Here is a 24,216-nt window from a genome sequence, read left to right on the forward strand (position 1 = left end):
AAACTCGGTTTTGTATTACCTAATCGGTTACAGATCAAATCTCTTCATCGAACAGGTAAGATCGGAGCAATGCGTCCGACGGGCCAATTATAAACGATTATTTGGAAAAGTTAATGTAAAAACAAGAATTGTTCTCATTAGAATAATTTATAGGTCTAACTGAATTGATCCTAGACCTAAATTGGCAACAGGCTAACCCTGTTGCCAAGCCCCTTGATAGAATCGACTGATGCTTTGTTTATCCCACTGGAAGACATAGAGCCACTGATTGTCGATTAGTTGTTGCAGTAACGCATGTTTGGCAACGATGGACTCGATGAACGACTTGGGAGCACGGATGTACACGGCTAAGCGTTGCGGTGTATGCATCCATTGTTGTCCATCGTGCAGCGACTGCATGGCAAGACCTATGCGTAGGTCGCCACCGTTGCCCTCAAACACACCAATATGATCACCCACGGCGTTATGCAGAACTTTATTACCACTGCCAAACTTAAAGTTATCCGTAGTGGATAAGTTGTATTGCATATTAATCCAATGCGTCACCAGCATCGGTGCTGTCATCAGGCGCTCTAAGATGCCAGCGTCAGAGTCTTGTTTGAAATCATAATCATGCAAAAAGCTACGGCCTTTTAAATCCAGATTTCGAGTGTACTGACGCGGTGCGATGATAAAGGCGTTGTTGTCCGCTAACCCCCATTCAGGACGTGTTTGTGACCAGTCTTTTGCGCGGCGTAAATACGCAGCATTACGCTCCTCTTTATCCATGTTGAGTAATGCTTGATCGACTTTTACCGCGCGTTCTTGTTGCGCTAAGTAAGTCGCTTGCATTAACCAATCAACAACGGCTGGATCGTTCACCTCGTTGTAGCAGGTAATGTGATCCGTGATGGTATTGTGCAGCGCCGCCACAAACTGGGTTTGATCCGGAATCTGATAGCCCATCGGTTTCAGCGCCTCGCGTACTTTAAGGTTGTTCAGTAACTGAGCCAAAACACGGACATTGATTTCGCCAGTCTGACCACCACATGCTCCGCACTCCAAGCCAGCACTTTGTAAGTTGTTACAGCTGTGACTCCCATGACCCACAAGGAGGATTGTGCTGGTGAAATGACGTAATCCCATGGTATCCAGCACACCTTTAGCGAGTTCGGCTTGGTCTTGAATGTCCAGCGTTCGTCCTTGGCGTGTTAGAGTCCAATGGCTACTGTGCGTCGGCGATAAAGCATGAGAGGTATCGCCTTTTAGGTTTTTCTTAAACAACTTAAAGGCGTACCACCAGCCCATGGATTCCACCATAGAGAACGTTCCTGCGGCGGCGTTGCCCCAACGGTTCCAGCTAGCTGACTGATTATCTTGGGCCAGTTTTCCTTCGTCTGCCTGGCTTTCAACGACTCGGATAGCGGGGGGCAAAAGGCCCGGTAACTGTGGGCGTGCGACTTGCGTGCCGGCTTGCTCGTATTCGATAGGCAGACCAAAAAAGCCTGCAAAACCGTATGTTTCAATGCTGCTACTTTGTTGTTCCAGTGCTCGACGATACACTTCTGAGCGCACATCAATGCAAAAGATCGCCTGCATTGCTGGTGCATCAGGGAGGTTGGTAGTGGTGTCGGTTAACTGCTGTTGAAGTGCCTGTTGCTCACTGAGCTCTAATGCGCGTGCCCAAATACGTGGGATCGCTAGTGCTTCGCTGTGTTGTTCACGCAGTTCATTTAAATGGTGCGTTTGTTGTTTCCAACGTTCAGCTAGCACATCAAAGTCATCAGGATTGTGTTTTTCTAAATAGCGCCAAACGACTAATTCCCATGCGAGTTTTATGGCTAGCAAGGAGCGTACATCATCCTGCTGTTGTCCTACTTTTTCTGCTTCAAAAGCTCTATACGCTAGATAAGAGCCCCAGCCATTAATGTCGAGCAATAAAGCTTGTCCGTATTCAGCTAAGGCATTTTGAGGAATGTTAAGTGTAGTAATGGCTTCAACAAAGAGTGCTTCTTGATCTTCTGGTAGTGCCGCGAATTCTTGTTCTAGTTTGGCTTCCGACATAATAATCGCCAAACCACGATCCAAGCGCGATACCTGTAACCAGTGCTGGTAAAGATTGAGTGACTGCTGGCGATATTGACGCTGCAGCATGGGGCGTTGCTGTTGGTAATGCGCGGCACAGAACTGACTGATTTGGTGAGTAATCTCATCGTGCCATGACATTTTATGATGGCTACGGGTTAAGTCGGCCCAATCTGCAATGTTACGCCAACTCTGGACACGGCCCGTCTCTTTACTCAAATACATGATCAGCGATTCAGCTGACACATGCACTCCGTATTCACTGGCAGCTTGCAGTAAACAATTATTTTTAATACGCCCTTGCTCATACCATTCTAAGTAAGTAGAGACAGGCATATGGCAGCGAATGCCTGCCAAAGTGGACACCTCGGTTGCCACTTGGTCAAATGGAAAGTCTACTTTGTTCCACAAGGGGTTGACCGCAATCATCCGATCCAAAGGCCAATTAGGTGCCAAACATTGTGTCGCTGTTGTAATGGCTACTTGTTGTGACTGAGTTAAAGAAGAGTGTGTCGTCATGATTATTTCTTCCAGCCTTTTGACAGGTTAGGGAACAGCAACGCTACGCCATGATGTTTGGCTTTAGAGTGCGCGGGGAGTGCCACAGGCCAGATTTTTAACGTGACTTTGGTAAACCACTCATCTAAATATAGACCTGCAAATAAGGTAATCGAGAAGCGGCGCGTCCAACTTAAATGGGCGTAGTATCGAAGGCCGACGGCTAAGGCGAACAATGTTATAAACAAAGCACATACCCAGAGATCTGCCAGGCTAAATGCCTGATTGGTATGCGCTGCAACATGACCGGATAATAGCCAGCCTGCGGCTGTTTTTAATCCGCCGTATAAGATCGACAATGCGAATGCGACTCCCGCTAAACGGAATAAAGGCGAAGGCTGTGGAACGCTGCGCCACTGAGCAATTAGCAAAGTTAATGCTATTGTCATTAGTAACCAAGGGCTAAAAGGGCCTTGGTAACCCCAAAGCCAAATAGACAGACCGACAGCGACTCCACTGAATGCGACCCCCGCACCCCAAGCCATTGCATTAGGGGTTTCATCGGGTGCAATTTTGCGTAACAAATATTCGTGTACCGCGTTGCTTGAATTTAAAAAGGCATGAGCTTTATAGACCGAATGCGTCATTAAGTGCAGAACCGCTAATTCGTACATGCCGAGAGCGCACTCTAAAAGCATCAACCCCATTTGTGCACTGGTAGACCAAGCGAGACGCACTTTGACACTGATTCGGGTGGTCATGATTAAGGCGCTAAATAAGGTCGTTAAACCCGCAACAATCAGCAATAGCCAAATTGCAGCGTTGCTTAGATGAAGCAGTGGGTAAAACGCTAATACGAGGTAGCCGCCTAAGTTAATGATGCCTGCATGCAACAAGGCGCTGACGGGAGTCGGGGCCTCAACGACTTGCATTAACCAGCCATGCACTGGCAACTGCGCACATTTCATCAGTGCAGCCATGGCAATCAAGCAGGCTGCGATCTGCTCTGTAAGTGACAGCGTTCCCTGCATCTGACTCATCAGTTGAGTTAAATACCAAGTGCCATGCTCAAGATAAAGCAGAGAAAATGCGGCCAACAGCGACAGTTCTGCGATACGTGCAAGAATAAATTTCTTATGGGCTGCAAGAATGGCGCGAGGACGTTCTGGGTAGAAGGTAAGTAAGAAGTGCAGTCCTAAACTAATGCCTACCCAGCCAGCCCAAAACGTTAATAAATGGTTACTGCTTAAGGTCAGAGTGACGGCGGATAACGTCAGCATCAACCAGCGATAATACTGCGCTACGCGGGGTTCACCGGCCATATATTGTTGCGAGAATTGGACTAAAACCCACGCCATAAAGACGACTAAAACCAACATTAAGGCGCTTAAAAGTGAACCATGAAATGGGGCATCGGGGCTTGGCGTAATGAAAAACCAAGAGGTAAGAATGGCGATGAGTAAACACGGCGCAAGACGAGCGCCCCAAAGTGCAATGCTTGCTGCATGATCACGTAGTTTGGGTAAACCACATAAAAACCCTGTTACAGCAAACAGAGCAGGCAGTAAAAAAGTCATGAAGGTCATTTTTTCGTCTTACCTAGCCAATAAATGAAAGTTGGCGTCAGTATGCAGAGAGTTTAAAGTTAATAAAAATACATATATTCTAATAAAACGTTCTGTTTTAGTTATGTAAATGCAACGCCTAAGAGGAAGCTTCATGGCGCGTCTTAATTATCATCACCTGTATTATTTTTGGCGTGTCGCCAGCATTGGCCATTTAACGCAAGCCGCTGAGCAGTTGCATGTTTCTCAATCAGCGTTGTCCGCTCAAATCAAGCAATTGGAAAACAAAATAGGTCAACCGTTGTTTGAGCGTGAAGGGCGTCGTTTAGTGTTGACGGATGTGGGGAAACGGGTGCAACTTTATGCTCAAGATATTTTCTCTACCGGCGAGGAATTAGAGCAGTTTTTAAAAAGCGGGAATACCCATCACACACACCTGAATATTGGGGTTGAAACCCACTTGTCGCGTAACTTTATCGAAGCGTTTATTACGCCTTTATTTGACGATCCAACGGTCACGTTTTCATTGTATGCACGCACTATGGGGGGATTGATGGATGGCTTAACTAACCATGAGCTAGACATTGCTTTGACCAACCGCGCAATTGCCAATGATGTGCATGGCGTGCTGTGGCAAAACCAACTGGTAGCACGTCAGTCTGTGGCCATTGTCGGCCCTTATGGTGAACAGCCCGAGCAACCTTTTCCGCAAGGTTATGAAGATAAGAAGTGGATCCTTCCGGGGCGCAATATGGGCATACGCTCGATGTTTGAATCGTTTTGTGCCACTCAGCAGTACCGTGCAGACATCAAAGCGGAAGTGGACGATATGGCAATGATGCGTTTGTTGGCGCGTGATAGTGGTTTTTTATCCGTCATGCCCCCAGTAGTAGTAAAAGATGAGATCGAAGCTAAAAAACTTCAAGTTTATCAAACGCTTCCACAAGCCTATGAGCATTTCTATGCGATCTTGTTGCCGCGTAAGTTTATTCCAGAAGTGCTACTGCATTTACTACGTAGTCAACAATTAGAGTAGCAATCTGACGTTGCCATGATGTGCGCACTGTTATTGCATGGACAAGGAAGTGATAATGCGAGCCTAGCTAATTTGGAGTTTATGTATGGATACCTTGGTCGCGGCTTTTCCAGTGGCTTTCCTTGTCTGGAGTATGACAAAGAAGCATCCGGTGGCCGCGCACGTGGCGCTGCCACTAACAGCGCTAATTGTGGCGTTACTGCAAGCATTGTATTTTAATGCCGAGTTAATGAGGCTTGCAGCCAATGCTGTGGCAGGCAGTATGGCGGTGCTAACGCCGATTTCAATTGTCGCAGGTGCGATTTTGTTAAATCGTGTGTTGGTGCTGTCTGGGACGGAAGATGTGTTGCGACAATGGCTTGAAAGCATCAGTCAAAATGCTGTGGCGCAGATTATGATCATCGGCTGGGCGTTTGCTTTTATGCTCGAAGGTGCCTCTGGTTTTGGGACGCCTGCCGCCATTGCCGCACCTATTTTAGTTGGGTTAGGTTTTCCCGCCATGCCTGTGGCTTTATTAGCACTGGTTATGAACAGTGTGCCAGTCTCTTTTGGTGCGGTAGGAACACCTGCGTGGTTTGGTTTTGCCGCGCTCAATCTGAGCGAGTCAGAGCTGCTGGAAACGTCCCAGTGGACAGCTTTGATTCATCTCGTAGCAAGTCTGTTTATTCCCGTGATTGCACTGCGTTTTCTAGTCAGTTGGCAAACCATTCGCGCCAATCTTCTTTTTGTTCTGATCAGTGCGTTGAGCTGTACACTGCCTTATTATTTATTGGCGCAGGTGAATTATGAGTTTCCGTCGTTAATTGGGGGCGCGATAGGTTTGTGTGGTTCGATCATAGCAGCGAAATATCGTATTGGATTACAACCTGAACCTGATAAATCTTCACTAACTTCTCCTGACCCTTTGGCAGCAAGCGCCATTATTAAAGCCTTGTCACCGTTTTTGTTATTAATCGTGATTCTGGTGGTGACACGCATTCAACAGCTGGGCATGAAAGGCTGGTTAAACGATGGCACTCCATGGCTAACTTTCGGAGATGTTCAGATCAGCCAAGCGTTGATCATCTCTTGGTCTTCGATCCTTGGTACAGATGTGTCATGGTCTTATAAAACCCTATATGTGCCCGCTTTGATTCCATTTGTTCTGACGGTGCTGGTGTTAATCCCCGTCTTATCGTTGAGCCAACGACACCTGTTTCAGGCCGTCGAGGAGACATGGCAGCGTATCAAGTTACCCATTTTGGCACTGATGGGCGCGCTGATGATGGTGAACTTCATGATGCAAGGAGGAGATCAAGCCCCGATTTTTATCATTGCCAATACGTTAGCCAGTACGATGGGAGCGAATTGGAGTTATGTTGCAGCGCTGCTGGGAGCATTGGGCTCGTTCTTTTCAGGCTCAGCGACGGTATCGAATCTTACCTTCGGTGGTATTCAATACAGTATTGCCGAGCAGACCCGTTTGCCGATTACACTGGTGCTGGCCTTACAGTCGGTAGGTGCATCCATGGGTAATATGATTTGTTTGAATAATATTATCGCGGTCTCGACGATCTTGGGTATTAAGAATCAAGAGGGCGCTATGATTAAACGCACCATCGTGCCAATGCTGGTGTATGCCGCCATTGCTGCGGTGATGGGTAAGTTGATTCTTATCTCTCTAATATAGAAAGCGAGTCGCTTTGTCGCTATGCTGTCGGCAAAGTACGTTGGGTACTGTTTCGTAGTAGGAAAGTGTTTGTCGTTATGGAATTTATTTGGATACTGTTTGCGTTCATTTGTGGCTTAGCCGTTAAACTGGTCAACTTACCACCGTTGATTGGTTTTTTGGCGGCCGGTTTTATTCTGAACTTTATGCAGGTGCAGCCTTCGAGTGTGTTGGAGCATTTGTCAGACCTAGGCATCACCTTGATGTTGTTCTGTATCGGTCTAAAGCTGCATGTTAAGGACTTGTTGAAGCGAGAAGTATGGGCGTCGACATTAGGCCACATGGGTGCTTGGACGATTCTGTTAATTGGCTTAGTGTCGCTACTAGGGTTAGCTGGCCTACAAGCGTTTGAAGTACTGTCACTGCGTACGGCAGCGCTGATCGGCTTTGCGCTTAGCTTCTCTAGCACTGTGTGTATCGTTAAGTTGTTAGAAGACGCGGGTGAGATGAAAACACGCCATGGGCAACTGGCGCTGGGCATCTTGGTCATGCAAGACATCGTCGCGGTGGTGTTCTTAGTCTTGGCAACGGGCCAAGTACCCTCTCTTTGGGCGATTCTGTTGTTTGCGCTGATTCCACTGCGTCCAGTATTAGGCCGCTTACTGGATAAATCTGGACACGGAGAAATGCTGCCACTGACTGGGCTTTTCTTTGCATTAGGGGGCTATGAGCTATTTTACTTGGTGGGGGTTAAAGGTGACTTGGGTGCCTTGATTTTGGGTATCTTATTAGCCTCTCACAGTAAATCATCGGAGCTGAATAAATCGCTGATGAACTTCAAAGATTTATTTTTGATTGGCTTCTTCTTGTCGATTGGTTTCAGTGCGCTACCGACATGGGAAATGGTCGGCTTGAGTTTGATTCTTACCGTTCTCTTGCTCGCAAAGTTCGTCTTGTTTTTCTACTTTTTCAGCAGTTTACGTTTGCGTGGACGCACCTCATTTCTTGGTGCGTTGGCGCTGTCAAATTACAGCGAGTTTGGCTTGATTGTCGTCGCGTTGAGTGTCGAAGCGGGTTGGATTGTAAAAGATTGGTTGGTGATTCTGGCGCTTGCTGTGTCGTTTTCATTTGTCATTACGAGTGTGCTCTATCGTAAGGCACATAGCTATTTCCGTCGTTATAAAGATACCGTGCGCCGATTCGAACATACCGTGCCGTTGCCTGAGGATTGCTTTGCGCAACCGAAAAATATGCAGGTGCTGGTGGTCGGTTTAGGTCGAGTGGGGCGTGGTGCCTACGAATCGTTAACAGGCATGATGGAAAATGGTGTGGTTGCCGGTATGGATGCGGATCAGTTCCGTATTAAGAAGATGCAAAGTGAAGAGCACAATGTATTCTTTGGCGACGGTGAGGACGTGGACCTTTGGGAGCATTTAGATCTCACCAATGTGCGATTGATTTTGCTGGCATTGCCGTCTGCGGATGACAGCGTTAATGTGGTTAAACAGTTACGCGGCAGTGGCTTTAACGGACAGGTCGCGGCGATTGCCCGTTATCACGATGAGCGTGAATACATGCTAAATGCAGGTATTGATAACGTGTTTAACTTCTACACCGAAGCCGGTACGGGATTTGCGGAAGAAAGCTTGGCGTTGATTCGCTAGGCTCGTCCATTTATTGCTATGCATAAGAAGACTCATTTACCGACAAAGGTTTGCACTGTTTGTCAGCGGCCGTTCACTTGGCGTAAAAAGTGGGCGTCTTGCTGGGAGGAGGTAAAGTACTGCTCTGAGCGTTGCCGTCGTCAGCGAGTCAACCTAGCAAAAAGCGGGGAAAGTTCGTCGTAGTGTCACGCTTATCTCGTATAATGCTGCACTGATCCCCTGCCACCTTTCAAGGAGTCTCATGCAATCCTCAGCGAACTTAGCGAAACAACTCTTCTCTATGACCTGGCCGATGCTATTTGGTATTTTGTCGATTATGAGTGTTCAGCTTGTCGACAGCGCTTTTATCGGTCAGCTTGGGGTGTTGCCATTGGCTGCTCAGGGTTTTACCGCACCGATTGCGATGATCTTCATCGGGCTGCAAGTCGGTCTAGGCATTGCTACCACTTCCCTAATTGCACGCGCGCTAGGGGCATCTGAAGCACGTTTTGCAAAGCAACTCGGCGGCCTTGTGGTTGTGCTGGGGGCGATAGGCATCTTTATTGTCTCACTGTTCGTTTGGTTCTTTCGTGATGCAGTTTTGGCTATGTTAAGTGCCCCAGAAAGTGTTTCACCCATTATCGATGCTTATTGGGGCTGGTGGCTATTCAGTACATGGCTGGGTGCGATGATCTATTTCTTTTACAGTATCTGTCGTTCTAACGGTAATACCCTGTTGCCGGGGATCGTCATGGTGGTCACTAGCTTATTAAATATTGCCTTAGACCCCGTATTTATTTTTGTGTTGGACATGGGCATTGTGGGCGCAGCCATCGCTACTATTGTTTCGTTTACAATAGGCTTGCTGCTCATCGTGCCAAAATGTCTGTCGAGCCATTGGCTAACGTTTCAGTTTGATGACCTGCATATTGCGCAAACCCTCGCTAAAATCGGCCATATTATGGGGCCAGCAATGGTCAGCCAGCTATTACCACCGCTGTCCTCGGTACTGGCAACGAAATTGTTGGCTGGCTTTGGTACCGCGGCGGTTGCGGCTTGGGCGGTCAGTTCTCGCTTTGAGTTTTTTGCCATCGTAACCGTACTTGCATTGACGATGACATTGCCGCCAATGGTTGGTCGCTTTTACGGTGCGGGTCAGTTTGAAGAAATCAAAAAGCTGATTCGTATAGCCGTTGTGTATGTGTTGGTGTTCCAAACGTTAGTTGCGCTATTGGTATGGTTTACGGCCAGCGGTATCGCAGGTTTGATGTCGAGTGATGAGCAGGTGATCGAGATTGTGACTTGGCATTTATATTGGGTCCCAATCAGCCTTGGTCCATTGGGAATTTGTATGATGATGGTGTCAGCATCCAATGCCTTAGGTAAGCCTTACAAGGCATTATGGATGTCAGCGCTACGTTTGTTTGCGTTCTTCCTACCCTGCTTGTGGATCGGTGGTCAGATTGGCGGTTTATGGGGGCTGTTCATTGGCGCTATGCTTGCTAATGTCTTTGCGGGCATCGCCGCATGGTGGATTTATCAGTCAATGTTTAAAACCGCGTGTGAAACCAAGGCCGCTTAATTCTGGCCTTGGAAATTATTGAGTCACTGTGCTTACAGTGACTCAATATTGTCCAAGCACCATTGGGCACGTTCCATAGTGCTGTCTTGCAAGGCTTTGTCTTGTTTATCCCAGTTTCCGTAAATCATGCCGATACGTGGGTTGTTAAGCAGACGGTCACGGTGTTTAAGCATGAAACGCCAGTACAGACTATTAAGCGGACAAGACTGTTCGCCCACTTTTTCTTTGACGTTGTAATGGCATGAAGAGCAGTAATCGCTCATTTTTTGAATGTAACTACCACTGGCCGCATACGGCTTAGAAGCCACCCAACCGCCGTCGGCAAATTGACTCATACTGCGTGTGTTAGGTAATTCAACCCATTCAATAGCGTCTACATAAATGCCTAAGTACCATTCGTCGACTTGATCCGGTTCAATGCCTGTCAACATGCAGAAATTGCCTGTGACCATCAATCGCTGAATATGGTGGGCGTAGCCATACTCCAGTGATTGGCCAATCGCTTGAGCCATGCAATTCATCTTGGTATCACCGGTCCAGAAATACTCCGGCAAGTCTCGATCTGCGCCGAGGGCATTCTGCTCATGATAGTCGGGCATGTTGATCCAATACATGCCGCGTACGTATTCTCGCCATCCCAATATCTGCCGAACAAACCCTTCTACTTGCGCGATGTCGATGTCTTTACGATAGCGGTAACTTAAGACGGCGGCTTTGATGACATGATTGGGGTGCAGCATTTTCGTATTGAGTGCAAACGACAAGCGGGAGTGATAAAGACTCCAACTATGAGGTGTTTTGTCGGTCATTGCGTCTTGAAAACGGCCGAAGTTTGGGAGCAAGTGATCACAAAAAAACTGCAACAGTGTCAAGGCATCATGACGGCTCACGGGCCACAGTAGTTTTTCGTGGGCCTTGCCGATATAAGCAATGTTATGACGTTCAATACGTTCTAACAGGTGTGTGACATCGTGACTGAACAGCAAAGGCTCTGGAATGTGTGCCATATCTTTTTGTTTGAGTTTTTGTCGATTGGCATTGTCATAATTCCATGTGCCACCTTCGGGTGAGTGATCGTCGTCCATCAAGATATTAAAGCGCTGGCGCATTTTGCGGTAAAAGTGCTCCATGCGAATGATGCTTTTGGCTTTGAAATGTTTCGGAATCTCATCAAATGGCAGCATAAAATGCTCAGTATCGGTAAGCGATACTGACATCGGTGCGTGGGTCGCAATGCTTTGGTATTGCATCATTACGCGGTATTCATCAGGGCGTAATAGCTCGATTCGACGCACGCCTCGTTCTTTAGCCAAGCCTAAGATAAGCGACTCTAAGGTTTGCCCTTGTGTGTCATCAAGGGTTAAATATTGTACATGATGGCCCGCATCCATAAGCACATTGGCGAAGTTCTCCATGGCCAAAAAGAACGCACATAGCTTCTGAATATGGTGCTTTACATAAGTGGCTTCCGGGTGCAGCTCGGCGATTAGATGTAGTACCCCAGGTTCGGGTTTACGGAACCAGCGGTGAGCCGCATTGAGTTGATCGCCTAAGATAACGCGTAACGTATGGTATTCGCTCATGATGGACGGCCTTTTCGACGGGAAGAAGTTCGGACATGAGTATTGAGAATGCGTTGCTTCTCTTGTTGTACGAATGTGGACTTACGAAATCCCCATAAACGATCACGGGCTGCTTTAGCCGCCTCCGCTAACGGGACGATTGGGTTAGGGTAATCGTGGCCAATTTGGCATTGATACAAGGTTTCCTCCATTGCGGTCATTTCCCAAGGTGTATGAATCAGCGGGTTTGGAATCTGAACAAGTTCAGGTAGCCAGCGGCGTAAAAATAGGCCGTCAGGATCTTGGTCTTGCGACTGTTTCACTGGATTATAAATGCGTATCGTATTGGCGCCAGTGATGCCCGCTTGCATTTGAAACTGAGGGTAATGAATCCCTGGTTCAAAATCCAAAAATAATCGCGCCAAATGATGTACGCCTAGGCGCCAATCGATGTTGAGATGGTGGCATAAAAAGCTCACCAGCATAGCGCGCATGCGAAAGTTAATATAGCCAGTAGAGTGTAAAGCACGCATACACGCATCCACCATAGGAACGCCTGTCTGTCCTGTCTGCCAAGCTACCAAATCCTGCTCTACCTGTGCGTCTTGGCGATAAGGAAAGGCATCATAACCACGATTTACCGGACGCCACTCCATAGCATGCTCGCTTTCAAATTTCTGCATAAAGTGACAATGCCAATGCAGCCTGGAACTGAGTGCAATTAATGTGCGTCGCCAGCCTTTGGTATGCCAACGAGCTAATAAGTCCTGATAGACCTCTCGTAAGCTGATATTGCCCCAAGCGAGATAGGGGGATAAACGTGTGCAGGCATTGCGACTGGTGAGAGGACTGGAAAGTTGACGATAATAATCTTGCCCACGGCCTTCATAAAAGCTGCGCAGTGTTTGCCAAGCGAGGCTTGGGCCCCCAGTTTGAACGCCTCTTTGCGGTGTTTGCCATGTGCTGTTCGGCGTAAAAGTAGGGTCTGAAGTGACTGGGTACCAATCTACGTTTTCAAGATCCGGTGATTCTATCGGTGCACGCATCACTTGCTGCCAAGCTTTGTCCCAATGTTGGCGATTGTTTAAAGTGCGAATCACCGCGCCCGATGGGCTTTCATGCCATGTGACATCGTGCGCTTTGCACCAAACATTAATAGCTTTATCCCGTTCAAAAGTAAGATTAATGCCAATTTCTTGTGAACTGTAGAGCTGAGTGAAACCGGTGATTTTCTGTAAGGCAGAAAATGCGTTTAAGGCATTTTCTTGTTTGATCAAAAGTCTTGCCCCGTACACTGACAGCTGTTCTTGTAGGTCTTGCAGTGACTGCCAAACAAAGCGCCAATGGCGCTCATCGTAATGGGGATCGTTAATGAGCTCAGGCTCAAACAAATACAGCAAAATCAGTGGTTGTCCACTGCGACATGCTTGATTGAGAGGCGTGTGGTCGGTTAAGCGTAGGTCACGCTTGAACCAAACCACAACTGGAGAAAGCGAAGTGCTCATTGTTTCGGCGCAATGGGCCAATCTGCCGCATCAACGGAGTCGAGTTGTTGATCACATTGATGACCGCCCCAACGCTCAATAAAGTGATGTTCAGGATCGTACATTTGGGTTTGTTTGTTTAAATTGAAATGACGGCCGCCTCGCGGATCAGCTCCTACACCTGCAATGTATTGCCAATTTCCCCAGTTGGATGCCACGTCAAAGTCGACTAATTGCGATTCAAAATAAGCGGCACCATAGCGCCAGTCGATACCAAGATCATAGATTAAACAGCTAGCAACGAGTTGACGACCGCGATTGCTCATATAGCCCGTGCTATTAAGCTGTTTCATGCAAGCATTCACAATCGGATATGGGGTATTACCTTGGCACCATTTCTGAAACCGTTCGGCATAAAAACTGCCTCGCGTTCCCTGTCCACGAATGCCTTGCGCACGGAACAAGTCTTTACCATAACGTGTGCTATACCATTGGAAATACTCTCGCCATAACAGCTCAAAAAATATCCAGTAGGTTGAATCGTTAGCGCAGTGATCGCGCTCGTAAACATCTAGGCAAGCTTTGATTTGACTAGGGGATATGCTGCCTTGGGCAAGCCATGGCGAGAACTTAGTGGAATTCTCCCAGCCGTCTAACGCATTACGTGTTTCTTTATAATGACTTGCCAACTCAGTGGCAAAGTAATCACTCAGTTGAGTCAGTGCTGCCAACTCGCCGCCATTAAATAAAAATTGCTCTTCACGTTGGCGTGCCACCCAGGGCGTTAAGCCAGGTAAGACAAAAGACATTTGTGGCGGTAGGTATTGTATTTCCGGTGCTGGAGGTAAGAGTTCGCTAGATTCGACAGCTTTACGAAATTTTGAAAACGTATCGGGCAGCTCTTTCAATGAAAATGGTAGCTCATTAGGGGAGAATAAAGTTAAGCCATGATGCAATTGAAATTGAATATCTGGAAAATCAAATATAAGCTGATTGAGTGATATTTGCTCATACCAGCCAGGATGATAATTGCGATAAACGTGAGTAATTGGTAACTCATTGAAGAGTATTGGGAAAATCTGTAAAGCTTGTTGCTCACTGACAAATAGATTATGTCCCATTTCAGCCAGACTGGAAGCAAGATCGTCGAGACCATCTTGGAGAAACCTTTCACGCTTTTCAGAAGGGGATGCAAGGTGGTTCAAACGCGCATGACCTGGTAGTGGCGTTTTACAATAGATACAGATCAGCTGCTCCACTTCGTGACTGGCTTGCCATAGCATGGCTTGATCTGACGTGCGCAAGTCGTTACCAAACCAAACAACACCAATGCTCATAATGCTCTCCTTATATCAATAGCTTTTTATACGTAAAAAAAGTGGGTTTGGATTGCAACAAATTATAGAGCAAATTCTTGTAAATGTAGGTGAGAATCAATATCATTGGATAATTACTGTTATTTCTTCTCTGGAGCGTGCAATGAATAGCACAATGGAACAAATTAAAGACTTCCTAATGGTTGGAGGCCCAGTTGTATGGATTTTACTAGGGTTCTCTGTGATCGCTGTGACGATTTTCTTCGTCAAGCTTTGGCAGTTAGCCATGCTTCGTGCTGAAAGCCGTAAAACAGTCGACAAAGCCTTGGATGCTTGGCGTGCACGTGACATCGACGGTGCGTTAGCAATGTTGTCTGATAAGCGTCCAGTAGAAAGTATAGTTGCTTACAGTATGGATGCTATGCGTCAGGCGAACCGAGAAGTTGCAACTATCAGAGAAGAGTCTGAACGCCGAGCAATGAACACATTGCACGATCTGCGTTCATTTTTGCGTCCCTTAGAAATCATTGGCTCGTTAAGTCCATTGTTGGGTTTATTAGGTACTGTACTGGGTATGATCACTGCCTTTCAGCAAATGGAAGGGGCAGGGGCTCAAGTCGATCCATCGGTATTATCGGGTGGTATCTGGCAAGCCTTGCTAACAACCGCTGTTGGTATTGCAGTCGCAATCCCTGTTGTGGCGATGCACGCGTGGTTGGAGCGAAAAGTTGAGCGTGTTGCACACAACATGAACGATGCCGTGACCCAGGTTTTTACATCAAAGGAAGGTGAGCGCCTTGCAGCAGTCGCTGCGCGCGAGGTGTTGCATGCCGCTTAAGCTCGATCAGCCTCGTAAGAAGCAGCTGATCAGCCTGACACCGCTTATTGATGTCGTTTTTATATTGTTACTGTTCTTCATGTTAACGTCTTCGTTTGTCGCATGGCGCGTCTTGGATACGCCACTCTCTGCTCCTCAGGCGGAGGTGATTCCTGAGCAAGATCAACAAGATCCGGTTATGTTCGAGTTACGTAGCAACGATGGTTTAGTCTGGTTTGATGGGCAGTCTATCGCCGTTGAAAACAGCGAACGTATTCGTTCAATCGTTCAAGATAATCAAGGTCGTTTATTTGTGCTACAAGCCAAAGACAGCGTTTCGTTGCAGTCTTTGATGACATTAGCCGATCAACTTAAGCTTCAGGGAGCAGAGAAGCTCTCCATTGCCAATGCGTTTAGCGAAACTCAACCATGAATATCGATCAAAAATTTATTGCCCAGCGAAACCGCCAAGGGGGGGATGATGGTGTCATACCTCTAATCAACGTTGTTTTTTTAATGTTGATCTTTTTTATGGTTGCTGGACAAATCCAAAAATCAGATCCGATCAAAATAATCCCACCGGATTCTATTAATGAACAGCGCGCAGAGTCCGAGCCAAATGTGTTGTTAGTGGTCGGTCAAGAGGGTGATATTTACTTAAATGATGAGCCTGTGTTGCTAGATCAGATTGAACCGCGTTTAACGGATCTGTTTGATCGTGCGCCAGCGCCAGACTCGTTTTGGGTGCAAATTAAAGCTGACGGTGATCTGCGTATTGAAACATTGCGTCCTATTTTTTCTAAAATCCGTGCATCAGGCTTAACAAAAGTCAGTGTTGCAACACAACTTGGTCACGGAGATGAAGAATGAAGAAAAGTCATTGGATTGTTGCAGGCGGCTTAGCTGTGTCGTTACACGCGGGGGCTTTTTATGGAGTTTTTCTGCATAACCAAGATAAGTCGGGCAGCCTGGCTGCAGGTGAACAAGGAGTTGAGTTTGATCTCGGCATGCTTGGTGACATGGGAGTTAAGCAAAAGACTGTGGTGGCGCAGGCCGAAATGTCACCAGAACCAGAGGTCGAACCCGAACCGGAGATTGAGCCTGAGCCAGAAGTTAAACCTGAACCAGAAGTAGAGCCAGAGCCTGAAATCAAACCAGAACCTGAAAATAAACCTGAGCCTAAGCCGATTCCAAAGCCTGAGCCTAAGGTTGAGGTAAAGCAAAAAAGCGAGATCATTGCGCCTAGGTCTGAGCCAAAACCCAAACCGAAACCAGAGCCAAAACCTAAACCTGTTGTTTCCAAACAGGTAACAGCAGATAAAACGGTGGTGCAACAAAAGGCCACGACAGGCCGAGCCAAAGCGGCATCGAATGGTGGAACTGCCGCAGCCAAGGCCGATTATTATGCTAAACTGGCTGCCAAACTTGCCAGCAATAAACGTTACCCGCGAGCGTCTCGGCGTCGTGGGGAACAAGGTATTGTAACTGTCTCCTTTACTGCGTTTCCAAATGGGGATGCACGTCGCATTGCGATTACGCAAAGCTCAGGGTCGAAACGATTGGATAAAGCAGCCATTGAAATGGTGAAACGCTCGCAACCTCTGCCAGCGTTTACCTTAGAAATGGGAAGTGAGCCCCTTGATATCACGCTCCCAGTACAATTTCAGTTACGTGACTGATTAGTGTTGGGCTGAGCGCGGAAGTAACAGCCACACTCGGCCAAAATGCTTAAGCTGACCCGCATGGAAGTGGGCCGATTCACCGATTCCTTGATACCAATCGATGTGCCCTGGTCCTTTAATCGCACCGCCTTTGTCTTGAGCTAACAGCAAACGAAACTCATGGCCGACTAACTCACCTTGTTCGTCTAATGTTGGCACTTCACCTAAGAGAATACTGCCTAGAGGTATCACGCGAGGGTCGACCGCGACCGAATACAGTGGTGTTAAAGGGACGTTTGCAGCCCCTACCGGAAGTGTTAATCCTTCACTAAAGAAAAGATAGCTTGGATTAGTCGACATGACTTCACGCATTTTATCTGGGTGTTGCGCCAGCCAATCACGAATGGCTTGTGCGGACATGTCTTCTCGTGTTATTTCATTTCGCTCAATGAGGACTTTGCCAATACTGCGATAAGCATGGCCGTTGACGCCTCCCCAAGACAGTAGGCGGCGCTCACCGTCTTCAAACTCCACCATGCCCGAACCCTGCACGTGCAAAAAGAAGTTATCCACTAGGCTTGAGGTATAAGCGATTTCTAAATTCTGATTGTCCAACGCGCCTTGAAAGTCGATCTCTTCACGTGAAGGTAGAGGCTCTCCTTTGGCTCGGTTTGGTTTGCGATACAGTGGGAAACGATAAGTCTCATCAGGCTGATGACGTACTTCCATGACAGGTACGTAATACCCAGTAACTTGCACGTTGCCGCGCTGGTCTTGTCCTGAAATTTGGTGCGCTGTTAACGCGGGCGAGTAAGTTGGGTGATTTAGCCAAGTATCGATTTCTTCGGCGGTGGCACGTAAATCATCTCGGCTAACGGTCAAATTATCCAATTCATAGTTTCGTGCTGAAATACGATCTAAGTAACGAATCTGTTGCTGCAGGCCATTAATAAACGTGGCATCAGGGTAGGGAAGTCCCGGAGGTAAACGTTCGCTTAGGTACAGCTCGTCACGCTTAGGCGCCTGTTCATTACGGCCGTTATTTGGGAAATCATTCGATGAATCAATTTCGCGGGTGCTACAAGCCGATAAAATTAACAGAGGTAGCAGTAAAAGTAAGAATTTTGGTGTCATAGTAACAACGCGTTGGGTGTAAAGCTGATAAGACAGAAGAAGTGCGTTATTAGTTCACCCAAGTTAATGCATTAAGCATTCATAGGCTTGGCGTAGACTAATAAACAGCTCGGGATCGCCGCCATGATCGGGGTGAGCATCATGGGCTAGCTTACGATATTGACGTTTAATCGCGTCCTTATCATCAATCAAGTCGCTGTCTAATGCCAGCGTCTTTAAGGCATCTTTACGCTCATCCGTGTTTACGATGCCGTTGTAGAAGCTGTCTAATAAACGCTCGACATCTTCTTTTTCGGTGCTGACGTATTCGTCCCAATCAGAGTAGTAGGCCGCTAACTTAGCATCTGCACTTTGAGTGAGAGTAGTGGCGTTTGAACTGGCCTGCGCGGGTGGGTCATAGAGTAGATTAATGCGCATGCCGGTGATCATCAGAGAGATTTGCTCTTCTTGCCATAGGCTGGTTTGCAGCTGATACAGCGCATTCATAATTAAGAAGTGCTGGCGAAACAGTTGTAAGTTAGGATCGTCTGCTAATTGATTTAGCATGGAGTGTTTGTTTTTTAACGCTTTAAGCAGGTCGTATTCCGAGATGCCATCAGAATGCTCACGTAATAGGGCTAGAATATCGGGAATTAGTGGATTTCTCATAGCGTTGCTCCATGCTTTGCTTAAGTGTAGGCGACGCCATTTACATGGGTCAAAGTGAGACTTGTAATCAAGAGGTTAAAATACTGATGATAGTTTACATTCTGTTACTTCTGGTGTTAATCGCCATTTTTTTTGGTCCGCAGCTATGGGTCAAAAAAGTACTGAAACAACATCAGGCGCCCCGTCCAGATCTCCCCGGTACAGGTGGTGAATTGGCACGACACTTATTAAAACGTTATGAATTACAGAGTGTTAAGGTCGAAGCGGCCGAAGAAGGTAAAGACCATTACGATATCCAAGCGAAAGTCGTACGCCTTAGTCCTTATGTGTTAAACGAACGTTCACTGACAGCTGTGGCAGTGGCAGCGCACGAAGTCGGTCATGCCATTGCCCATCATCGCCAAGAAACCGTTGCCCGCTTACGTACTCGTTATTTGCCTTATGCCATGATGATCCAGCGTTTGGCCGTGATTATGTTGTTTGCATGGCCGATTGTCAGCGCCGCGTTACGTTTACCATACACACCTATGCTGCACGGTGTAGTGATCGTGACGTTGGGGCTCGTAACGGTTTTTGTGCAGTTAGCGATTTTGCCAGAGGAATGGGATGCCAGTTTTAACAAAGCTTTACCGATGCTGACCAAAGGCCGCTACTTGCCAAGCCAAGACATTCCTAAAGTACGTCGTATCTTGACGGCCTGCGCCATGACATATGTAGCTTCAGCGTTGATGAATATTTTATTGTTCTGGCGTTTACCAAGACGCTGAATTATAGGGGGTAGATGCTCCTGTTTAATTTCCCTATATTTGTCTATATGGGCAATATGATTTCCATGGGCTGGTAAACCAGCCCTGCTATTTCGCTTATGTCACCGCACTCGACAAAACCGTATTTTTGGTACGCGGCGATGGAGGAGAGCGAAGCACTGACCGTCACTTTTTGACTGCGGGCCAGTAATAACAAAGCGTTGAGTAACTGGGTGCCAAGGCCACGTCTTTGATGATCAGGCCTGACAAACAGCATAGACACGTGATGACCTTCGCGTAACTCGGCGATACCAACTATTTCATCTTTAATCAACGCTACTAGCATATTGGTATCTTTGCTCATCCGCTCGAAGAAAGCGTCAGACGCTGCTACCTTGGTAAACGTCGCGATGCCTTCCTCTGACAGGGACTTAGCAACCGGCGTCGTAAACGCTTCCATACAGACCGCACTGACGGCTTCTAAATCCTCTATCTGTAATGTCCTTATCTGCATCAGTAGCTCCTTTTGAAGTGATTTCTAATCATTACAGCTTTCTAAGCAGACGCCAAAACATTTTGCAGCGAGCTTTAGCGTCTAGAGAAAAATGGAGGGTGTTTTCCATGCTTATGTCGTCCGGAGACCGGCCCCCTACAAAGTTGACTAGGAAATATCCCCAATGGGATTTGGGTCTAACTATGTTAAACCGATGGAAATGTTGGCGAAAAAAAGGCCTCCAAGGAGGCCTAAAAAGGAGTAACACTGGACTCAACGACTAGCGTTGTTGAGTTTGGTACTCAGGGTGGATCCATACTGGTACGTTGGCCGATGGCAGTAGAGATTTGCCTAAGATCATGTCGGCTGCTCGCTCTGCGACCATAATAGTCGGTGCATTAAGGTTGCCGTTTGGGATGGTTGGAAAGATTGACGAGTCGACCACGCGTAAGGACTCGATACCGCGAACACGACACTCGTCATCCAGCACGGCCATGGCGTCGTCATCCGCACCCATTTTACAAGTACAAGATGGGTGATATGCACTCTCCACGTTGTCTTTTACCCAACGATCAATCTGTTCATCGGTTTGAACATGGGCACCTGGTTGAATTTCTTCACCACGATATCGATCCAATGCCGGTTGATGCAGTAGCTCACGCGTCAAGCGAATCGTGTCGCGCCAGTCCTGTTTATCCTGTTCGGTACTGATGTAATTAAACTGAATGCGAGGGTTTGCTTCAGGGTCCTTACTTTCAATCCAAATTTTACCGCGACTTTCCGGTTTGTTAGGCCCTACGTGTACTTGGAACCCATGGCCATCCACCGCCGCTTGCCCATCGTAGCGCATTGCCGCAGGTAGGAAATGGTACTGAACATTTGGCCACTTCAACCCTGCACGAGAGCGGATAAAACCGCATGACTCAAAATGGTTTGTTGCGCCAAGACCATCTTTAAATAGAATCCAGCGTGTGCCGATTAAGCCTTTACTGATTAAGCCGAGTTTGCTGTTCAGTGACACTGGCTCTTTACACCAGTATTGGAAGTAGACTTCCAAGTGATCCTGAAGGTTTTCGCCTACACCCGGTAGGTTATGAATAACCGGAACATGAGCGTTGTCTAGAACAGCTTTCGGGCCAATGCCTGAGCGTTGTAAAATGGTCGGTGAACCAACAGAGCCAGCACTAAGAATGACTTCTTTGCTGGCTTTGCTATGAACGGTGTTGCCGTTATAACGGTACTCTAAGCCAACAGCACGTTTACCTTCGAATGTGACCCGCTTAGTCAATACGCCAGTAAGTAGCGTTAAATTCGGGCGCTTCATAGCACGACGAAGATAGGCATTTGAAGTCGATGCACGTACACCATCTTTAACGGTCATGTGCATGGGGCCGAAGCCTTCTTGACGGTAACCATTGTAATCGTCAGTGGTGCCGTATCCCGCTTCTGCTCCCGCATCAATAAAGGCTTGGTACAGTGGGTTCATGGACATGTCGTTACCGTTGTTGGTCGACAATGGGCCATTACCTCCGCGGTATGTATCAGCACCCCCTTTCCATGTTTCAGCACGCTTGAAATACGGTAGAACGGTTTGATAATTCCAGCCTTTAGCGCCGTGTTCTTCCCACTGATCGAAATCGCAAGCGTGGCCACGTACGTAAACCATGCCGTTGATTGACGATGAGCCACCTAACACTTTACCGCGAGGGCAATGCATTTCACGGCCGTCTAAAGCCGTTTCTTTATCAGTGTGGAACTGCCAAGCGTATTTGTCCGTATTCATAGGGTAAGACAAAGCCGTTGGCATCTGAATAAAGATGCTTTTATCTGAGCCGCCCATTTCGACGAGCAACACTTTATGTTCACCGCTTTCTGTCAAACGATCTGCTAAGACACAACCAGCAGAGCCAGCGCCAACGATGATGTAATCGTATAAATCGTTCATGTCATCTCCCACTCGTTAGTAAGGGCTTGGAATATCCGTCATTGAAACCAGCACGCTCTTGACTTGAGTGTAAGCATGCAGTGTCGCTAGACCGTTTTCACGACCGATACCAGACTCTTTGTAACCACCGACAGGCATTTCAGCCGGTGAAGCGCCCCATGTGTTGATCCAGCAAATACCTGCTTCAAGCTGTTTGATTACACGGTGTGCACGGCTGATGTCTTTGGTAAAGACGCCTGCGGCTAAACCGTATTTCGTGTTGTTGGCGCGTTGAATGACTTCGTCTTCGTCTTTAAAGCTCAATACAGACATAACTGGGCCGAAAATTTCGTCACGTACTTGTGGCATGTCGTCAGTACATCCGGTAAAGACGGTTGGTTTTACAAAAGCACCGTTTTCACAGCCATTCTCAGTGTAGCGTTCACCGCCGCACAAAAGGGTCGCGCCAGCTTCTTTTGCAGCGGCCACATAGCCCAATACTTTTTCCATGTGGTCTTTGTGAATCAATGAACCTACTTGTGTGTCCATATCCATTGGATCGCCAATAATCATGGCTTCTGTGCGTTGTTTTAGCTCAGCGTTAAAGGCTTCTAACATGTCTTCATGGACAAATACTCGAGTACCATTGGTGCAGACTTCGCCTTGGGTATAGAAGTTCGCCAACATAGCGCCTGAGACAGCTTGATCAACCGGCATATCAGGGAAAACGATCAGAGGTGATTTGCCGCCCAACTCCATTGTGACTTCTTTAAGCGAAGAGGCTGCAGCAGCCATGACTTTTTTACCGGTTCCGACTTCACCCGTGAAAGACACTTTGTCGATCTCAGGATGGTTGGTAATCAGTTGACCTGTGCGTGCATCGCCTTGGACCACATTGAACACACCGTCAGGAAGACCTGCTTGAGTGAACACTTCTGCCAGTTTATAAGCGGTCAGTGGTGTTTCTTCTGACGGTTTGAAAATCATCGCATTACCGGCTGCTAATGCAGGGCCGGACTTCCAGCAGGCAATTTGAATCGGATAGTTCCAAGCGCCGATACCGGCACAGATACCGAGCGGCTCACGACGTGTATAGTAGAAGCTGTCTGCATCTAGGTCTTGGAAGTCACCTTGAATTTTATCGGCTAGGCCTGCGTAATATTCGATCACGTCGGCACCCGTTTGAATATCAACCACAAGCGCTTCTTGCAGTGGCTTACCTGTGTCTAATACTTCTAATTTGGCGATGTCGTCGTTTTGTTCACGTAACAAATCTGCTGCACGTTTCAAGATACGACCACGTTCAATACCACTCATCGCAGACCAAACACGTTGCCCTTCTTTAGCAGAATCAATGGCAGCCTGCAGCTCTTTTTCCCCCGCAAGATCAACCGTAGCTAGCAACTCACCCGTTGCTGGGTTGTAAGTGTCAAACGTTTCTCCGGTGGTTGAAGTTACGTAGCGGCCATGAATGTATTGTTGCTTATGTGCCATGTTTCACCTCTCAAAGTCTGAAAATCAGATCCATAAATGGATGTAAATGGGTTGCTCGGTGTTGCATAGCGCATGGCTACTTTTTATTAAACGAGCATTTAATAAAAACATTGTACATAATTTGAGTGATTTTGAAATCCATATAAGGAAAAAAAGTACGGGAATAGACGAGAGGGAAGATTCTTATGAGGTTAAGACCATAAAAAAGCCCCTGTTATATAAACAGAGGCCCTTAGGAACTGTTGCAAGCGCGATTATATGTCTAGTACACAATTATGATCTGGACTAACAGGGCTTTGCGCATAGGCATCCGCATTGTCATCGTTTAGCCATGTGGTGCCATCTATCAAATAGCGGAATTGATATTGCTTGTCTTTTTCAAGATTTACGGTGGAGGCAAACACACCTGATTTCTGTTTACGCATCGGCGTCGCTAATTCATCCCAACCATTAAAGTCACCGACAAGGTAGACTTTTTTGGCGCCGTGCAATTGTTCGACGGGCAGGGCAAACTTCACTTTGCATTGAGGTTTGGTTTTTAAGTAGGTTTTTTCGATCATCTTCAGCTCCTTGAGTCCGCGACAGTGTAATCGTGACTTATGCACATTCAGCCTGTTTCCAAGCAAGTCTTACGCCAATGGGGACAAATATAGTCGTTATCCCCAGCTTAACTCGTTTTTTGCGCTCCTATAACTGATTGTACATAACTTGAACGCTAAAAATGAGGGCATATTGTTTAAACTGTGCACATTTTTTTGGCCTTGGCGACTAACCTTTAATGAGTAAAGCAATAATATGAGGAGGTTTTTATGGAATTCGCTCACATTGTTTTATTAGTACTCGCCGCTGCCTTAGTAATTAAACTCGGTTACTTGTGGCACATAAAGCATCGACGCCAAAG

General features: G+C 47.1%; 21 protein-coding genes. 10 read left to right on the forward strand and 11 right to left on the reverse strand.

Annotated features, from left to right (window positions below; all coding sequences use genetic code 11):
* Nucleotides 1–192: 192 nt before the first annotated feature.
* Both AYW75_RS02325 and AYW75_RS02330 read right to left on the reverse strand, forming a co-directional pair.
* Nucleotides 193–2,583 carry a YbcC family protein gene (locus AYW75_RS02325; RefSeq protein WP_067094768.1) on the reverse strand — a complete coding sequence of 797 codons (2,391 nt, stop codon included), beginning with the start codon at nt 2,581–2,583 and terminating at the stop codon, nt 193–195.
* Nucleotides 2,584–2,585: 2 nt separating this feature from the next.
* Nucleotides 2,586–4,148, reverse strand: coding sequence for an NADH-quinone oxidoreductase subunit L (locus AYW75_RS02330; RefSeq protein ID WP_067094770.1), 1,563 nt, complete (start codon nt 4,146–4,148; stop codon nt 2,586–2,588).
* A 133-nt stretch (nt 4,149–4,281) separates the two neighbouring features.
* Between AYW75_RS02330 and AYW75_RS02335 the strand changes: the two genes are divergently transcribed.
* The 5 genes from AYW75_RS02335 to AYW75_RS02350 all read left to right on the forward strand — a co-directional run bounded on the left by AYW75_RS02335 (nt 4,282) and on the right by AYW75_RS02350 (nt 10,036).
* The gene (locus AYW75_RS02335; protein ID WP_067094773.1) at nt 4,282–5,163 is read left to right on the forward strand and encodes a LysR family transcriptional regulator; all 882 of its coding nucleotides are present in this window, start codon (nt 4,282–4,284) and stop codon (nt 5,161–5,163) included.
* Nucleotides 5,164–5,248: 85 nt separating this feature from the next.
* Nucleotides 5,249–6,832, forward strand: a complete 1,584-nt coding sequence (locus tag AYW75_RS02340; protein WP_067094776.1) for an L-lactate permease — start codon at nt 5,249–5,251, stop codon at nt 6,830–6,832.
* A 77-nt stretch (nt 6,833–6,909) separates the two neighbouring features.
* Nucleotides 6,910–8,475 (forward strand): cation:proton antiporter family protein, encoded by a 1,566-nt coding sequence (locus AYW75_RS02345; protein WP_067094778.1) that lies wholly within the window; start codon nt 6,910–6,912, stop codon nt 8,473–8,475.
* A gap of 18 nt (nt 8,476–8,493) precedes the next feature.
* A complete protein-coding gene (locus tag AYW75_RS18595; protein ID WP_082856353.1) occupies nt 8,494–8,658 on the forward strand; it encodes a DUF2256 domain-containing protein in 165 nt (54 codons plus the stop codon).
* Between the two features lie 58 nt (nt 8,659–8,716).
* Entirely contained in the window at nt 8,717–10,036 is a 1,320-nt protein-coding gene (locus tag AYW75_RS02350) for an MATE family efflux transporter (RefSeq protein ID WP_067094781.1), read from the forward strand.
* A 32-nt stretch (nt 10,037–10,068) separates the two neighbouring features.
* Here AYW75_RS02350 and AYW75_RS02355 read toward each other — a convergent pair whose 3' ends face one another.
* From AYW75_RS02355 to AYW75_RS02365, 3 genes are read right to left on the reverse strand one after another with little or no spacing between them, the layout of a single operon-like run.
* Nucleotides 10,069–11,619 (reverse strand): cryptochrome/photolyase family protein, encoded by a 1,551-nt coding sequence (locus tag AYW75_RS02355; RefSeq protein ID WP_067094784.1) that lies wholly within the window; start codon nt 11,617–11,619, stop codon nt 10,069–10,071.
* Nucleotides 11,616–13,103, reverse strand: coding sequence for an FAD-binding domain-containing protein (locus tag AYW75_RS02360; protein ID WP_067094787.1), 1,488 nt, complete (start codon nt 13,101–13,103; stop codon nt 11,616–11,618). Before AYW75_RS02360 ends, AYW75_RS02355 begins: the two co-directional genes overlap by 4 nt.
* Complete coding sequence (locus AYW75_RS02365; RefSeq protein ID WP_067094789.1) at nt 13,100–14,419, reverse strand: DASH family cryptochrome; 1,320 nt, start codon at nt 14,417–14,419, stop codon at nt 13,100–13,102. The genes AYW75_RS02360 and AYW75_RS02365 overlap by 4 nt, the downstream gene beginning before the upstream one ends.
* A gap of 142 nt (nt 14,420–14,561) precedes the next feature.
* Between AYW75_RS02365 and AYW75_RS02370 the strand changes: the two genes are divergently transcribed.
* Genes AYW75_RS02370 through AYW75_RS02385 form a run of 4 tightly spaced genes read left to right on the forward strand, consistent with a single transcriptional unit; the run spans nt 14,562 to nt 16,894 of the window.
* On the forward strand, nt 14,562–15,236 hold the full coding sequence (locus tag AYW75_RS02370; RefSeq protein WP_067094792.1) for a MotA/TolQ/ExbB proton channel family protein: 675 nt from the start codon (nt 14,562–14,564) through the stop codon (nt 15,234–15,236).
* Nucleotides 15,226–15,648 (forward strand): ExbD/TolR family protein, encoded by a 423-nt coding sequence (locus tag AYW75_RS02375; protein WP_067094795.1) that lies wholly within the window; start codon nt 15,226–15,228, stop codon nt 15,646–15,648. Before AYW75_RS02370 ends, AYW75_RS02375 begins: the two co-directional genes overlap by 11 nt.
* Nucleotides 15,645–16,085: an ExbD/TolR family protein gene (locus tag AYW75_RS02380; RefSeq protein WP_067094798.1), complete on the forward strand. Its 441-nt coding sequence runs from the start codon at nt 15,645–15,647 to the stop codon at nt 16,083–16,085. The genes AYW75_RS02375 and AYW75_RS02380 overlap by 4 nt, the downstream gene beginning before the upstream one ends.
* Complete coding sequence (locus AYW75_RS02385) at nt 16,082–16,894, forward strand: energy transducer TonB (RefSeq protein ID WP_067094800.1); 813 nt, start codon at nt 16,082–16,084, stop codon at nt 16,892–16,894. The genes AYW75_RS02380 and AYW75_RS02385 overlap by 4 nt, the downstream gene beginning before the upstream one ends.
* Here AYW75_RS02385 and mltA read toward each other — a convergent pair whose 3' ends face one another.
* Nucleotides 16,895–18,010, reverse strand: coding sequence for a murein transglycosylase A (mltA, locus tag AYW75_RS02390; protein ID WP_067094803.1), 1,116 nt, complete (start codon nt 18,008–18,010; stop codon nt 16,895–16,897). It abuts the gene before it with no gap.
* A 63-nt stretch (nt 18,011–18,073) separates the two neighbouring features.
* Nucleotides 18,074–18,658, reverse strand: coding sequence for a DNA-J related domain-containing protein (locus AYW75_RS02395; protein ID WP_067094807.1), 585 nt, complete (start codon nt 18,656–18,658; stop codon nt 18,074–18,076).
* 86 nt (nt 18,659–18,744) lie between these two features.
* On the opposite strand from AYW75_RS02395, the gene AYW75_RS02400 reads away from it, so the two are divergent.
* On the forward strand, nt 18,745–19,425 hold the full coding sequence (locus AYW75_RS02400; RefSeq protein ID WP_067095069.1) for a zinc metallopeptidase: 681 nt from the start codon (nt 18,745–18,747) through the stop codon (nt 19,423–19,425).
* A 43-nt stretch (nt 19,426–19,468) separates the two neighbouring features.
* On the opposite strand, the gene AYW75_RS02405 is transcribed toward AYW75_RS02400, so the two are convergent.
* The 4 genes from AYW75_RS02405 to AYW75_RS02420 all read right to left on the reverse strand — a co-directional run bounded on the left by AYW75_RS02405 (nt 19,469) and on the right by AYW75_RS02420 (nt 23,875).
* On the reverse strand, nt 19,469–19,918 hold the full coding sequence (locus tag AYW75_RS02405; RefSeq protein ID WP_067094810.1) for a GNAT family N-acetyltransferase: 450 nt from the start codon (nt 19,916–19,918) through the stop codon (nt 19,469–19,471).
* A gap of 259 nt (nt 19,919–20,177) precedes the next feature.
* Entirely contained in the window at nt 20,178–21,842 is a 1,665-nt protein-coding gene (gene betA, locus AYW75_RS02410) for a choline dehydrogenase (RefSeq protein ID WP_067094813.1), read from the reverse strand.
* A gap of 15 nt (nt 21,843–21,857) precedes the next feature.
* Nucleotides 21,858–23,315 (reverse strand): betaine-aldehyde dehydrogenase, encoded by a 1,458-nt coding sequence (gene betB / locus AYW75_RS02415; RefSeq protein WP_067094816.1) that lies wholly within the window; start codon nt 23,313–23,315, stop codon nt 21,858–21,860.
* Nucleotides 23,316–23,569: 254 nt separating this feature from the next.
* The gene (locus tag AYW75_RS02420) at nt 23,570–23,875 is read right to left on the reverse strand and encodes an isoamylase early set domain-containing protein (protein ID WP_067094819.1); all 306 of its coding nucleotides are present in this window, start codon (nt 23,873–23,875) and stop codon (nt 23,570–23,572) included.
* Nucleotides 23,876–24,216 lie beyond the last annotated feature (341 nt).

It is taken from the genome of Marinomonas atlantica, from assembly GCF_001639725.1.
In the GTDB taxonomy this organism is placed as follows: domain Bacteria; phylum Pseudomonadota; class Gammaproteobacteria; order Pseudomonadales; family Marinomonadaceae; genus Marinomonas; species Marinomonas atlantica.

Bases quoted from the DNA above. Each gene is read 5' to 3' on its own strand.
- AYW75_RS02325 (WP_067094768.1), bottom strand. From the start codon at position 2,583: ATGACGACACACTCTTCTTTAACTCAGTCACAACAAGTAGCCATTACA.
- AYW75_RS02380 (WP_067094798.1), top strand. From the start codon at position 15,645: ATGAATATCGATCAAAAATTTATTGCCCAGCGAAACCGCCAAGGGGGG.
- betA (WP_067094813.1), bottom strand. From the start codon at position 21,842: ATGAACGATTTATACGATTACATCATCGTTGGCGCTGGCTCTGCTGGT.
- AYW75_RS02405 (WP_067094810.1), bottom strand. From the start codon at position 19,918: ATGCAGATAAGGACATTACAGATAGAGGATTTAGAAGCCGTCAGTGCG.
- AYW75_RS02355 (WP_067094784.1), bottom strand. From the start codon at position 11,619: ATGAGCGAATACCATACGTTACGCGTTATCTTAGGCGATCAACTCAAT.
- AYW75_RS02335 (WP_067094773.1), top strand. From the start codon at position 4,282: ATGGCGCGTCTTAATTATCATCACCTGTATTATTTTTGGCGTGTCGCC.
- AYW75_RS02375 (WP_067094795.1), top strand. From the start codon at position 15,226: ATGCCGCTTAAGCTCGATCAGCCTCGTAAGAAGCAGCTGATCAGCCTG.
- AYW75_RS02420 (WP_067094819.1), bottom strand. From the start codon at position 23,875: ATGATCGAAAAAACCTACTTAAAAACCAAACCTCAATGCAAAGTGAAG.
- AYW75_RS02330 (WP_067094770.1), bottom strand. From the start codon at position 4,148: ATGACCTTCATGACTTTTTTACTGCCTGCTCTGTTTGCTGTAACAGGG.
- AYW75_RS02340 (WP_067094776.1), top strand. From the start codon at position 5,249: ATGGATACCTTGGTCGCGGCTTTTCCAGTGGCTTTCCTTGTCTGGAGT.
- betB (WP_067094816.1), bottom strand. From the start codon at position 23,315: ATGGCACATAAGCAACAATACATTCATGGCCGCTACGTAACTTCAACC.
- AYW75_RS18595 (WP_082856353.1), top strand. From the start codon at position 8,494: ATGCATAAGAAGACTCATTTACCGACAAAGGTTTGCACTGTTTGTCAG.
- AYW75_RS02365 (WP_067094789.1), bottom strand. From the start codon at position 14,419: ATGAGCATTGGTGTTGTTTGGTTTGGTAACGACTTGCGCACGTCAGAT.
- mltA (WP_067094803.1), bottom strand. From the start codon at position 18,010: ATGACACCAAAATTCTTACTTTTACTGCTACCTCTGTTAATTTTATCG.
- AYW75_RS02385 (WP_067094800.1), top strand. From the start codon at position 16,082: ATGAAGAAAAGTCATTGGATTGTTGCAGGCGGCTTAGCTGTGTCGTTA.
- AYW75_RS02345 (WP_067094778.1), top strand. From the start codon at position 6,910: ATGGAATTTATTTGGATACTGTTTGCGTTCATTTGTGGCTTAGCCGTT.
- AYW75_RS02360 (WP_067094787.1), bottom strand. From the start codon at position 13,103: ATGAGCACTTCGCTTTCTCCAGTTGTGGTTTGGTTCAAGCGTGACCTA.
- AYW75_RS02370 (WP_067094792.1), top strand. From the start codon at position 14,562: ATGAATAGCACAATGGAACAAATTAAAGACTTCCTAATGGTTGGAGGC.
- AYW75_RS02350 (WP_067094781.1), top strand. From the start codon at position 8,717: ATGCAATCCTCAGCGAACTTAGCGAAACAACTCTTCTCTATGACCTGG.
- AYW75_RS02400 (WP_067095069.1), top strand. From the start codon at position 18,745: ATGATAGTTTACATTCTGTTACTTCTGGTGTTAATCGCCATTTTTTTT.
- AYW75_RS02395 (WP_067094807.1), bottom strand. From the start codon at position 18,658: ATGAGAAATCCACTAATTCCCGATATTCTAGCCCTATTACGTGAGCAT.